Source organism: Aeromonas sobria (assembly GCF_006243315.1).
GTDB classification, from domain to species: Bacteria; Pseudomonadota; Gammaproteobacteria; order Enterobacterales; family Aeromonadaceae; genus Aeromonas; species Aeromonas sobria_A.
Window position 1 is genome coordinate 270837 of record NZ_NKWE01000001.1, and the last position, 10113, is coordinate 280949.

Here is a 10113-nt window from a genome sequence, read left to right on the forward strand (position 1 = left end):
TTCACACCTCCGGCTTGCGTTCAAAGTGGCGGGTCACAACGCCTGCGTCCGGGTCGATACTGATAAACGCCGGAGCCTGCGGGTGGTACTGGTAGAGCCGCGCCAGTTCGGCACGAAACGCCTCGACGTTCGGCGCAATCACATGGTGGGTATCCCCCTCTGCATAGGTAAAGGTCTCCAGCTTCTCGGTGTTAATCCAGATGCCGAAATACCATGCGTCTTCCTCGGTATCGTACTGCTGCCAGCCCTGGGTCAGCAGTGTTCGGTCGTAGTAGTAGCGGTCGGCCTGATGGCTCTCTCGGTCGATGCGGCAGCCCGTTACGGTGAGCTCAGGCGGGATACGCCCTGCCTTGTGGGCTTTCTTGACCCGTCGCAGCAGCTTGAGGGCCTTGGCTCTGCGACGGCCATTACCGAGCGGATGCTGCTGTGTGGCCCGTAATGCCAGGTGGGTCATTATCTTCGGCGCGGTGTTGTGGTTGAGTTGGCCGATAGCGGCGGTGAGTTGTCGGGCGGACAGAGTCTTGTAATCACGTAAGTCATGCATGGTTGGGCTTCCTTCAAATGCAAACAGCCCCTCGGCGTGAGGGGCTGTTAGAGGTCTTGTGTGTGCTGGTGGCCGTGGTTCAGGTGTGACTACACCAAGCCGGCTTGTCATTACTGCCGTGGTTGACGTAGGCCCCGACAATTACCCGTTGCCACTCACCGACCGGCTGACCCGCTGCATTACAAGCGCAGCGAAAGCGGGCGAAGTTAATCTCACGTGGCAGGTGTTCACGCATATCCCGTGGACTGACAAAGAGCGAGGTTTTGTGCAGCACCGGGTTGGGCGCAACAATGGGGCCGCCAATACGCCGTCCCTCCACATCGTGGGCATAGGCAAAGCCCGGCAGCATCAACTGCTGACTGATGAGCTTGGCGAGTGCCGGATGGACACACATGGCCTCTGCCACGGCGGCCTGGCTAAAGCTATCGTTGAACTCAATCATTGATGTTTCTCCATTTCAGCCGGTGAACGGTAAGCCGCTGCCAGCAGCGCAAACTGTTCAACGAGGTAACTGATGCTGATGCCCAGTTCATCACTGACCCCATCCCCTAGACGGTGATGCAGGTGTGCCATGTCATCAGAGATACGTTGGGCTATCTGGGCGGTTGAGCTCGGTGGCGAGCTTGTCACTGTCAGGGTTATGGAGAGATCCATCACATCTCTCCCCAAGGGGCTTGTTCCCACAGCGACAGCCGGGTTAGCACGTCTTGTGCGAGAGCCTGTTGCAACTGCTGTATCACCTTCACCAACCGAGGCGCTTGCTCAGGGCCCCCGCTCCATTCGCTCGACTGGTACAGGGCGCAGCATGTGAATTTGTAGAGCGCCACCAGTTCGGCATCGGTGAGTGGTGCCTGATGGTAACGATGGGCAGGTTTAAGCGGCCCCAGCTTGGTCGAGCGGTGCTGACGTGGTTCCTTCTGGTCCTGCTGACGCCCAAGCTGATAGCGATGCCAAACTGCACGGCGATTGGCGAGCATCATCAGCCGTGCTAACCGGTCAACCCGCCACGCCCAGGTGCTGGTCGTGTCTGCTGGCGGCTGCCACCAGAGGGTGCGTAGCAACTCAAGGGTATAGTGCGGTGGCATGGGGGCATTGCCAAAACGGTGTAGCTGTACGGCAAAGGCAAGGTAGTCCTGGCGATCGATCATGAAAGCAGACATTGAGTGACTCCTTGAAATGCAAAAGGCCACCTGCAGTGAGGTGGCCTTGGGGGTTGTGTCGGGATATCCAGATCATGGTGTTGGCGCTGATGATTCGGGTGAGCGAGCGGCCTGTATGTTATTGCTGCGCCTGTTCTACGCCTGGGTGAGCCGCATCAAACAAGATGGCGTAGAGCGCACAATCAATGCCGTTGACGGCATCGTGGTGCGGGTAATAGGGCTGAGATCCTCTGGAGCGCTCGAAGTAGTCGCCAAAGCAGCTCAGACATTCGCGTATCTCGATGGTGGAGCCTTGCAGCAAGGTCTCTTCAAACTGCTTGGCATAAACCTCGTCATCACGGGCTTTGGTGACCGCCTTCTCCAACAATGCCAAGGCCTCTTGGTTGCTGGCGGCTGCCAAGCGATGGCGCAGCTTGCCTAGCGTTTCCTTCAGGGAATAGGGGTTAGGTACTCGCATGGTGTTTGTCCCTTCTTGGCGCGGCTAATGGCGCAGATGATGCAGCAGCGCATCAATGGCCTCGACACAGTCAGCCTGGGTGAGCTGGTAACCGCTCGGCAGGTGAGCCACGATAGCGGGCGCTGCCTGCATCTCGACGTTGTCAGCAAGCCAGCAGCGCAGCTCGATGAGGATATCGAGGGCAGTGAGGTGTGATTTACCGAGGGCCAGGTTCATAGCAGGTTTCGCTCAGCTAGGGATACCACCCCCTCGGCGCCAACTACCAGATGGTCAAGCAGTCGCACATCGACCAGCGCCAAGGCCTCTTTGAGGGCTTGGGTGAAGATCCGGTCAGATTGACTGGGTTCCGGATCACCGCTGGGGTGATTGTGCACCGCGATAATCGATGCACTACAAAGCAGTAGGGCCCTTTTGACTACTTCCCGTGGATAAATGCTGGCGCTGTCGAGGGTGCCACGAAACAGCTCCTCAAAGGCCAGTACACGATGTTGGGAGTCGAGGAACAGTGCACCGAACACTTCATGCTCCCGGTCCTGTAGCAGGGTTTGTAGTCGCTCCGCGGCCTCGGAGGTGCTGGTGATGGCGCTACCTTTGGCCAGACGCTTGCGAGCAATCTGATTGGCGATGCGCAGCAGGTCTTGCTCGGTCACCGGTTCGGTGACGACATAAGTGCCGGGGCATTCCCCGGCTTTGAGTTTGTGGTAACGCATATGGGGTTCTCCAAATAAACAAACCCCCGGCACACATGAAGCATGGCGGGGTCACAGAGGTTGAGATGATGTTGGCTTACGCTGGGGGCAGTCGGTTGTGCAGTTGACGATGCTGGTGGCTCATGTTGTGGTGGCGGGCTCACTCGCCACCGGTATCAACGGTTCGGGGACCTGCACGGTGAACGGGATATCAAGCGCAACGCTCAGGCGCTCGGCTAGTTCGTAAGCTGGGCCGATGGTGTCGTAGTCAGCTACCCAAGTTGCCAAGGCCAGCTCGCTTGCTTCCATCGCTCGCAGGTAGACGCTGTAGCCGTGTACGGGTAGGCCACTGTCACGCACCACCTGCGTTTCCCCCTCTCGATTAATCGCTTCAAGCTCAACGGCTATCGGTTGTTTGGGCATCTTTCGCCTCCTCTTGGGGTAAGGGGTCACTCTCCACACGATAACCGTGATGAGTACAGGTGCGCTGCAGGTCGCTCAAAAAGCTCCCCAGTACACGGGGCTGCTCAGAGAGTGGAACGGGGCCAGCCTGACAGCGCCAGAAACACCGACGCTTGGGGTCCACGCAGATTTCATCCACGGGCTGACTCATGGTGCGCCAATCCTCGGCATTGGTGAGGGAGAGCAGTTGCCACTGCCCCCCAGACCAGCGCACATGCAGCGTGACGGTGCGGGCATGTGCGCTACCAGGAGTCAGGTGCAGCAACCAGCGCTCACTCTGGCGAGTTGGCTGCAGCTTGGCTTTGGCGGCGACCAGTCCCAGCCACTGACGTGAGTAATGGGAGAGCGGCAGTTCGTTAGTCATCACACACCTCCTAATCCCCACTGACCGTGACGGTGAAGTACGCCATCCGGCAGTAGGCAACAAAGTTGGTCTGCCACAGGGTGAATAACTCATGGGCCTCTGAGCGCTGGATTGGCCCCCACCCTTGCAGATAGTGCTCGTCATCCAGGAAGTTGAAATCGAGCTCCTTGCAAAGCTCGGCATTCTGGCCCAGTCCCTGGTAGCTGAAGTCGGTGACGTAATCGAACAGCCAGCCATCAAGGCCGCGGATCAGGCGTATCTCGACGGGGTGAGCCCCTCCTTGCTCGGGGCTGTAGGTGGGACTGCGAAAGTTGAAGGTGAGTTGGGTCAGGCGCTCGAGGTTGAGGTTGAGATTGGCGACCTCCTGATTGAGTAACGCGAGCAGCGCTTGGGCAACGGGCAGGGCAAAGCCATCCCGGAAAAAGGGAATAGTCATAAGCGTTCCTTGTCATATCCAATAAAACGAGGGAGGCATTAGCCTCCCTCTGGGTGTGGTTGCAATGGTTGGTGTAAGCCATCGTCACGGTGTGCCAAAGTCCTGTAATGACCCAGGCGCAATGCAGTTATTATCCGGGGTACCGATGGCGGGCAGTACCTCTGTAAGGTGGCTGGTGGGCAAATCGATGGGCGGATTTGACGGCAGCAATAGCGCCACTGAGGTTGCGTTGCGAAGCGCTTCCCAGAACGTGGGGAAGTCCCCTTGCCGGTAAGGGGCATCGTAGCGTTGCCCGTCCACCAGCAAGGCAAACTGACGCCTGCTGTCGCTGCCATAATCGCGACCGTTCACCGTCGCCAACATGGTGAGCGGTGCACCATCCCGGCAGATGATAGTGAGCAGGGTGGAGCCTGCGAGGGTGACGGTGTAATTCGCCTGCGTGCCCGGCCCCCAACTGCGAGACCAGCCACTTTCCTCTGCCCCGACACCACTGGTGGCAAGAGCCACCAGCAGCGCGATAAGTCGGTTCATTGTGGTTACCTTTTAAAAATAACAGGGAGGCTGTTGCCTCCCTGGGGTAGGTTATTGGTCAAACGACAGCGTCTGCTCGCCACCGAGTGTGGTCACCGTGACCTCAAGCGGGTTGCAGTCCTCTGGCAGCAGAGAGAGCGTCACTTTGCCGCCAAAGCCCATCCGAAATGGCAGCTTGGCTTTCGGATCGATCGTGCAACTGCCCCGGTTGATCTTGAGGTCGGTGATCACCATCCGGTTACTGCGGCTGGTGATGTCGAGCAGGTACTTGTTCCAGGTCGTTTTGCGATAGTAGGGATTGATGCGCTTACGCAGGTGCACATCCCCATCCTTCAACGGTTCGATGTTGGCCAGATCATCATCAAGCACAGCCGCGCTGTGCTGCTCGGCGGTTAGACAAGGGAAGCCTGGCGTACCCAGTGCAGGTAAGGTTTTCGCTATCCCATTGGTTGGAAAAGAGAATTTTCGGCTATTTCTATCACCCTGATAGACTCCCAGCTCTTTTGCATTTCTCAATGCTGTCCAAAGCTTTTCAAAACTTTGCTTGTCTTGAAGTGCCCGGTGACCAACGAAGATCTTGCCATCGACGTCAAACACGAAATCATTTTGATAGTCCTGAGAGCCGTACTTTCCGACACTCATGATGTCCACATCGATAGTGGCTGGTTTGTTGGGGTGACATCGAATGGTGAATGAGTCAGCTCGGTTATATACGGAATAGGTATATCCTTTGCTCGCATCGCCAAAACTGCTCCAGCTCCCTTTGGCTAGTTGTGGCTTCTCTGACTCAGGCTTCTCTTTAGCTCGGCAAAAATAGCCCGGTGAACCGACTGCAGGCAACGCAGCCGCGAGTCCCGTGGTGGGCACTGGGACGACCCCCTGCTCTTCCTCATCTTCAGTAAAAATCGCCAACTGTTTGGCGGCGCGAAGCGCTTCCCAAAAGGCCGGGAAGTCCTCACCGAGACGACGAATACCATCGTATCGCTTGCCATCAATAATCAGTCCGAATGCCTTGTTGCCATAATGGCCATACTGGATATAACCCACCTTCGCAATGAGTTCGGCGGTTGCGCTGGGGTCGCAGGTGAGGGTCAGGCTCACCTCGTCTTCCCCTGAGTTGTCCTCCACCCAGTAGTTGTATCCCGGAAAGGGTTTGCCCTTGCTGACTTGCCACACACCCTCTTGGGTTGGCTCGGCTTGGGCCTGAATGGCTGCCAGCATGGCAAGGAGTAACAGTGACTTTTTCATATTTATTTCCTTGTTATTTGTTCCGTCTAGTTCGACTTAAAACGTCTACACTCGACCAAAATCAACCACAAAAGGCGATCCTCATCTTTTTGAGTCCTTCATGTCAATGGGTCTAGCTATCAACCTTTCAAGTTGATTCGGAGGACGTATGACAAAGATCGATCAAGATGAGTTAGCCCGGCTGGTGGGTAAGGCGATTGCTCACCAACGCCAACAGCGTGGATTGACCCAGGAGGCTGTGGCCGAACGGTTAGAGATAGGGATGGAAGCGGTATCGCGTATGGAGCGCGGGGTTGTGGTTCCCACCATTGTGCGATTGGCTGAACTGGCTCACATATTTGACTGTGAGCTGGTGGACTTGCTGCGTGAAACCAGCCCCCGTCCTCAGGAGCAGGCCATCATCCTCAGCCAGCAGTTGGCAACGCTGAGTAATGATGACCGGCAACTGGTGATGGAGATGATGACGACGCTGATTGGCCGGTTAGTCCGTTAACCAATCCCACAGTTTGTGAACACCGTAAGCCGCGGCAATACCCACCGCTACTGGTGCCCATGCTGGAGCGCTCCCTAGCGCAACCAGGGAGGCCGCCGTGGTCGTCGCTGCGGTACTACTGACATAGGCGCTAGTCAGCCCGGCTCCTGTCGTGGAGGCGAGCTTGCCGACCGAGGTCTTCACCACTTGGGAGGCGATCACCGTTTGGGCGGCACGGGTGACCTGAGGTGAGTGATGGCGGTCTTCAATACACCACTGCACAAAGTGCTCGCAATTGTTGAACAGCAGGTTGTAGCTGCGCTCCCCCAGGCGACGGCGGGCACGATTGACCGCCTCTTCCCGGCTGAAGTGACGATAGGGGTGCTGCTGGACCCGGACGTCATTTCCCTGGGCAAACTGGCTGAGCCTGGAGCGGACAATCTGGCAAGCATCGTGTCCCGAGAAGGGGCCTTGGTAGTGGATCACCATATTGTTACCAACGTAGACCCCATGGTGCTCATAACCGATGCGCGAGGAGATAAGGTGGTCGCCATAGTTCAATGCGGACATGTTGTACTCTCCTACTGCAGCAAGGTGATGGCTTGTGCCAGGGCACGGGATTTGAGTTGCGCCCCTTGGCCAAACCAGGCGGAGTCCAACCGATGATCCTGGCTGCGGGTACGGCGATGGTGATCGACATACTCTGTTACCGCATTGACCAACCCCCACGCGGTGTTGTGCGAACTGGCCAACTCTGCCCCCATTCCCGCTCCTTGGTAGAGCTCATGCAAACGCTGCACAGGCCGGGTGAGCACAATGCTCTCTTCATCTAAAGGCTGTGCCAGCAGGTCACTAAAAAAGCGCAGTGCCTCTTGAGGTGCCACAGGGCGCTGGCTGAGCGCTTTAGCATGCAGGCCGAAATGGTCCCACTGGCTTACCCCCAGTCCCAGCGCCTGCTTCACTGCTGCAGCGTCAAACAGGGTTGAGTGCGGCACCTTGATGGCGGCGGACTGGTTACCTACTGCTACCTGAAGGGTGTTGTTGCAGACTACCCGCACCGAGGTGAACTGCGCCGTGGTGCAGAGGGTGCCATCACAGCTGGTCGCCAGCAGCAGATAGGACTTCACCAGGTCACCGTCTTTGAGCATCAGGTCCTGGCCGGTCTTGGCCAAGGCCCAGAGTTTGCGGCCGCCTTTGAGTGAGCCTGCGGTCTCCAGCTCGAAACCGCCCGCTTCCACCAAATCTTGATAGAAGTGCAGTACCTCATGGGGCTGCACCACGTTGTAACGCTGTGAGACCACCGACAGCGGCGCCAAGGTATCGGAACGGTAGAGGACTTTGCTGTCGGGGTAGGTGTGTAGGATTGGATTGTCAGGCGTGCTCTGATACAGCACATCGCTTTGCTCGATGGTCCAGTCCATCCCGGCAGCTTGTAGCCAGACATCCAGGGATTGCTGTGGGGGTAAGACATTGCCGAGGCCATGCCAGGGGGTTTGGCCGGTGTAGGCCATGGAATCAATCAAATGAGCCATAGAGGTCTCCAATGAAAAAGGGACTGCCGAAGCAGTCCCTGAGGTAGGTTCATGGAGATAACATATGTTTGAGATTTGGTTCACTTTATGTTTATGGCGTGCAGAAATGGGGCTGAAAAATAATTGGAAAATAAGTAAAACCTTAGGGGCTGTCGTCATAAGATTGAGGCCCATAGGCATCTGCGCTGCGGCCACAAACGAGCTCGGATTTTTGGCGTATCTTGTAGCAATACCTCGCCATTGCTTCAGATAAAGGAAGGCGTTTTCCACCAGATGCCTTGCCCATACTGAACCTCATCCCTGATACCAAGTGGTGCTTATGATCTCACACTAAGGACTCGCTCGCGCCTCTCCTGGCGTTGTACTGAAAATCATCAGCTCAAGACGACAGTCCCTAGTACCAGACTCAGTGATCCAAGCATCGAAACTAAATCTGCATTGAAAATGCTCTGCGCCCCAAGGTTCGAAAGTCCATGCCCCCTGAAACGATCTGATCAAATACGAATCGACCATTTTGCTGTCGCAGATAGCGCTCAGTACCACACCCTTCTTCGCAGTTCGCTCTGAATCCGGCAGGATTCTGATAAACCAGATTAGCCCTTGCCCTACAGACTGGACATGTTTCCAAGGCAAGGACTCCTTGGTTGAGTATCTCCAGGGCTATTCCCTGCTGAGTTGCGTTTGCCGCAACCAAGGCCTTTTTCAGTGACTCAACTGGCTTTTCGGACACGGCCTCCCGCACTTCCAGAGCATGGGATTGGTGATCTACGTATACTCCCCGGATCCCATCAGCCAAAGTCAGAACCTTTAATGGAATTTTTGTGAGAGGCCGCCCATAGCTCCGCAGCACCTTACGGTAAAGCGCTCGATCCACAAGCTGACCAAAGCGCTCCACGCAGTACATGTCAGACGGAGAAAGAGAAATCCAGTGCTCCTGATACGCAGAGTTTGGGAGTTCTTGCCCAATTGCAGGCCAGGCGATGAATCTATCCTCAGGGAGTCCCTGAAGTTCCTCCGCTCTAGGCGTGTTGCTCAGCCAAGGCACCACAGTAAGCAAGATTTCGGCAGCAGAATATTCACCTGATGCAATGCTCACCAATTGCCATTCAAGTCCGCTTTGCTGGAGTCTTATGATTCCTCCTGCCCATGAACCTTCATCTTGCCCGTGCAGGTACGGATGTAGCGCATGCCTCAGAACTAGGCCCGCATAACGCGAATAGGCATGTGCCAGATACTGGTTCTGCCGGAACCGCTCTTCGGGGGTGTTCTGCGAGATTAGCGTCGCCTTGTCCAGAAGATCCCAAAGAGTCGACAGGTGTCGGTAATGAGGGTCATGACTAAGTATATTGGTCAGGTGTAGCGAGCCCATGACCTGTGCTTGCTGGCTGACCAACAGGTATAAACCACTCTGGCGCAACCCTGAAATGGTTCGGTGCAGACGCTGAAGAGTCTCTAGCGTTTCGCCAAGACGCTCAGAGGCCTTACTGGTCTTGCCTTGGTCAAATGTCATTCCCCAGAGCCGACAAACCTCGTGAGAAAGACGGTAATCAATCTCTTCTGACTGATAAAACTCCAACGCTTGGGTCAGGGTTTCCTGCAGGCTTTTCAGCGCGAGCAGGCGCCCCCACAAATGGTGTTCTATTTTATCCAGCAGCCGAGCATAGACACGGTTCTCGTAAATACCGTGGTCGTCTTCGCTAAATCGAGCAAGCACTTTCTTCGGAATCACACCGCTTAGCGTCTGCCGCTGCCAGCACTCTGAATGCGATGCCAGATGCACCAGAGTACCTTTTGCCATGCGCCGCGCACGCGCGACATCAGTCACCTCATCCTCATAGTGCAGATCTAGACGTGGGCGCTGTGATATCTGATGCAGATGCCCTTGTTGCACCACATCAAGCAAACGCTCTTCCAAAGGGAGGAGATGACTTTGGGAGCCAATGATCGCTGCAGGCATCAACGGCGAAATCAACTTGGATCGTTGTAGGTCGGCGTCTATGGTCACTATTGCTTTGCACAACTGATCTGATTGGGTGGCCTGAGCATGCTTAGGCATAACAAAGGACCGCATCTCACTGCCCAGTTGGCACCGCTCACCACCATCACTCACCAGTACACCTGAAAACGCAGGTGTGTGCCCATTGAAGACAGGGCCACTAGCCGCAAGCTGATAGCGCCCCGGCTCGATTACAGGTGGTAGCTGACGACATTGCTCCCC

The 10113-nt window shown here is 56.1% G+C and carries 16 protein-coding genes and 1 pseudogene; 1 reads left to right on the top strand and 16 read right to left on the bottom strand.

Features of this window, described 5'->3' with window-relative positions; genetic code table 11:
- Position 1: 1 nt before the first annotated feature.
- From CF137_RS01285 to CF137_RS01340, 12 genes are all read right to left on the bottom strand, one after another.
- Complete coding sequence (locus CF137_RS01285) at positions 2-544, bottom strand: hypothetical protein (RefSeq protein ID WP_139717350.1); 543 nt, start codon at positions 542-544, stop codon at positions 2-4.
- 79 nt (positions 545-623) lie between these two features.
- Positions 624-986 carry a hypothetical protein gene (locus CF137_RS01290; protein WP_139717352.1) on the bottom strand — a complete coding sequence of 121 codons (363 nt, stop codon included), beginning with the start codon at positions 984-986 and terminating at the stop codon, positions 624-626.
- A complete protein-coding gene (locus tag CF137_RS01295) occupies positions 983-1198 on the bottom strand; it encodes a hypothetical protein (RefSeq protein ID WP_139717354.1) in 216 nt (71 codons plus the stop codon). Before CF137_RS01295 ends, CF137_RS01290 begins: the two co-directional genes overlap by 4 nt.
- Positions 1198-1704, bottom strand: coding sequence for a hypothetical protein (locus tag CF137_RS01300; protein ID WP_139717356.1), 507 nt, complete (start codon positions 1702-1704; stop codon positions 1198-1200). Before CF137_RS01300 ends, CF137_RS01295 begins: the two co-directional genes overlap by 1 nt.
- 118 nt (positions 1705-1822) lie before the next feature.
- Positions 1823-2161, bottom strand: a complete 339-nt coding sequence (locus tag CF137_RS01305) for a hypothetical protein (RefSeq protein WP_240038494.1) — start codon at positions 2159-2161, stop codon at positions 1823-1825.
- 24 nt (positions 2162-2185) lie between these two features.
- Positions 2186-2377, bottom strand: a complete 192-nt coding sequence (locus tag CF137_RS01310) for a hypothetical protein (RefSeq protein WP_139717358.1) — start codon at positions 2375-2377, stop codon at positions 2186-2188.
- Positions 2374-2871 carry a RadC family protein gene (gene radC / locus CF137_RS01315; protein WP_139717360.1) on the bottom strand — a complete coding sequence of 166 codons (498 nt, stop codon included), beginning with the start codon at positions 2869-2871 and terminating at the stop codon, positions 2374-2376. Before radC ends, CF137_RS01310 begins: the two co-directional genes overlap by 4 nt.
- A 120-nt stretch (positions 2872-2991) precedes the next feature.
- Positions 2992-3273, bottom strand: coding sequence for a hypothetical protein (locus CF137_RS01320; protein WP_139717362.1), 282 nt, complete (start codon positions 3271-3273; stop codon positions 2992-2994).
- On the bottom strand, positions 3248-3676 hold the full coding sequence (locus CF137_RS01325) for a hypothetical protein (RefSeq protein WP_139717364.1): 429 nt from the start codon (positions 3674-3676) through the stop codon (positions 3248-3250). Before CF137_RS01325 ends, CF137_RS01320 begins: the two co-directional genes overlap by 26 nt.
- A gap of 10 nt (positions 3677-3686) precedes the next feature.
- Positions 3687-4112, bottom strand: a complete 426-nt coding sequence (locus CF137_RS01330) for a DUF2787 domain-containing protein (protein WP_139717366.1) — start codon at positions 4110-4112, stop codon at positions 3687-3689.
- A gap of 84 nt (positions 4113-4196) precedes the next feature.
- Entirely contained in the window at positions 4197-4643 is a 447-nt protein-coding gene (locus CF137_RS01335; protein ID WP_139717368.1) for a hypothetical protein, read from the bottom strand.
- 51 nt (positions 4644-4694) lie between these two features.
- On the bottom strand, positions 4695-5891 hold the full coding sequence (locus CF137_RS01340) for a hypothetical protein (RefSeq protein ID WP_139717370.1): 1197 nt from the start codon (positions 5889-5891) through the stop codon (positions 4695-4697).
- Positions 5892-6039: 148 nt separating this feature from the next.
- On the opposite strand from CF137_RS01340, the gene CF137_RS01345 reads away from it, so the two are divergent.
- Complete coding sequence (locus tag CF137_RS01345; RefSeq protein WP_107682634.1) at positions 6040-6384, top strand: helix-turn-helix domain-containing protein; 345 nt, start codon at positions 6040-6042, stop codon at positions 6382-6384.
- On the opposite strand, the gene CF137_RS01350 is transcribed toward CF137_RS01345, so the two are convergent.
- The 4 genes and pseudogenes from CF137_RS01350 to CF137_RS01365 all read right to left on the bottom strand — a co-directional run bounded on the left by CF137_RS01350 (position 6373) and on the right by CF137_RS01365 (position 9951).
- Positions 6373-6933: a lecithin retinol acyltransferase family protein gene (locus tag CF137_RS01350; protein WP_139717372.1), complete on the bottom strand. Its 561-nt coding sequence runs from the start codon at positions 6931-6933 to the stop codon at positions 6373-6375. The genes CF137_RS01345 and CF137_RS01350 overlap by 12 nt on opposite strands.
- 11 nt (positions 6934-6944) lie before the next feature.
- Positions 6945-7895 (bottom strand): DUF932 domain-containing protein, encoded by a 951-nt coding sequence (locus CF137_RS01355; protein WP_139717374.1) that lies wholly within the window; start codon positions 7893-7895, stop codon positions 6945-6947.
- 177 nt (positions 7896-8072) lie between these two features.
- Positions 8073-8174, bottom strand: a pseudogene (locus CF137_RS01360) (IS5/IS1182 family transposase); the annotation flags it as partial.
- A gap of 148 nt (positions 8175-8322) precedes the next feature.
- Entirely contained in the window at positions 8323-9951 is a 1629-nt protein-coding gene (locus CF137_RS01365) for a hypothetical protein (protein ID WP_204787354.1), read from the bottom strand.
- Between the last annotated feature and the right edge of the window lie 162 nt (positions 9952-10113).

What these genes read in the sequence shown, in the direction of transcription:
- CF137_RS01350 (WP_139717372.1), bottom strand. Translation starts at nt 6,933, where the DNA reads ATGTCCGCATTGAACTATGGCGACCACCTTATCTCCTCGCGCATCGGT.
- CF137_RS01295 (WP_139717354.1), bottom strand. Translation starts at nt 1,198, where the DNA reads ATGGATCTCTCCATAACCCTGACAGTGACAAGCTCGCCACCGAGCTCA.
- CF137_RS01305 (WP_240038494.1), bottom strand. Translation starts at nt 2,161, where the DNA reads ATGCGAGTACCTAACCCCTATTCCCTGAAGGAAACGCTAGGCAAGCTG.
- CF137_RS01340 (WP_139717370.1), bottom strand. Translation starts at nt 5,891, where the DNA reads ATGAAAAAGTCACTGTTACTCCTTGCCATGCTGGCAGCCATTCAGGCC.
- CF137_RS01300 (WP_139717356.1), bottom strand. Translation starts at nt 1,704, where the DNA reads ATGTCTGCTTTCATGATCGATCGCCAGGACTACCTTGCCTTTGCCGTA.
- CF137_RS01335 (WP_139717368.1), bottom strand. Translation starts at nt 4,643, where the DNA reads ATGAACCGACTTATCGCGCTGCTGGTGGCTCTTGCCACCAGTGGTGTC.
- CF137_RS01320 (WP_139717362.1), bottom strand. Translation starts at nt 3,273, where the DNA reads ATGCCCAAACAACCGATAGCCGTTGAGCTTGAAGCGATTAATCGAGAG.
- CF137_RS01325 (WP_139717364.1), bottom strand. Translation starts at nt 3,676, where the DNA reads ATGACTAACGAACTGCCGCTCTCCCATTACTCACGTCAGTGGCTGGGA.
- radC (WP_139717360.1), bottom strand. Translation starts at nt 2,871, where the DNA reads ATGCGTTACCACAAACTCAAAGCCGGGGAATGCCCCGGCACTTATGTC.
- CF137_RS01285 (WP_139717350.1), bottom strand. Translation starts at nt 544, where the DNA reads ATGCATGACTTACGTGATTACAAGACTCTGTCCGCCCGACAACTCACC.
- CF137_RS01345 (WP_107682634.1), top strand. Translation starts at nt 6,040, where the DNA reads ATGACAAAGATCGATCAAGATGAGTTAGCCCGGCTGGTGGGTAAGGCG.
- CF137_RS01310 (WP_139717358.1), bottom strand. Translation starts at nt 2,377, where the DNA reads ATGAACCTGGCCCTCGGTAAATCACACCTCACTGCCCTCGATATCCTC.
- CF137_RS01290 (WP_139717352.1), bottom strand. Translation starts at nt 986, where the DNA reads ATGATTGAGTTCAACGATAGCTTTAGCCAGGCCGCCGTGGCAGAGGCC.
- CF137_RS01365 (WP_204787354.1), bottom strand. Translation starts at nt 9,951, where the DNA reads ATGCCTAAGCATGCTCAGGCCACCCAATCAGATCAGTTGTGCAAAGCA.
- CF137_RS01330 (WP_139717366.1), bottom strand. Translation starts at nt 4,112, where the DNA reads ATGACTATTCCCTTTTTCCGGGATGGCTTTGCCCTGCCCGTTGCCCAA.
- CF137_RS01355 (WP_139717374.1), bottom strand. Translation starts at nt 7,895, where the DNA reads ATGGCTCATTTGATTGATTCCATGGCCTACACCGGCCAAACCCCCTGG.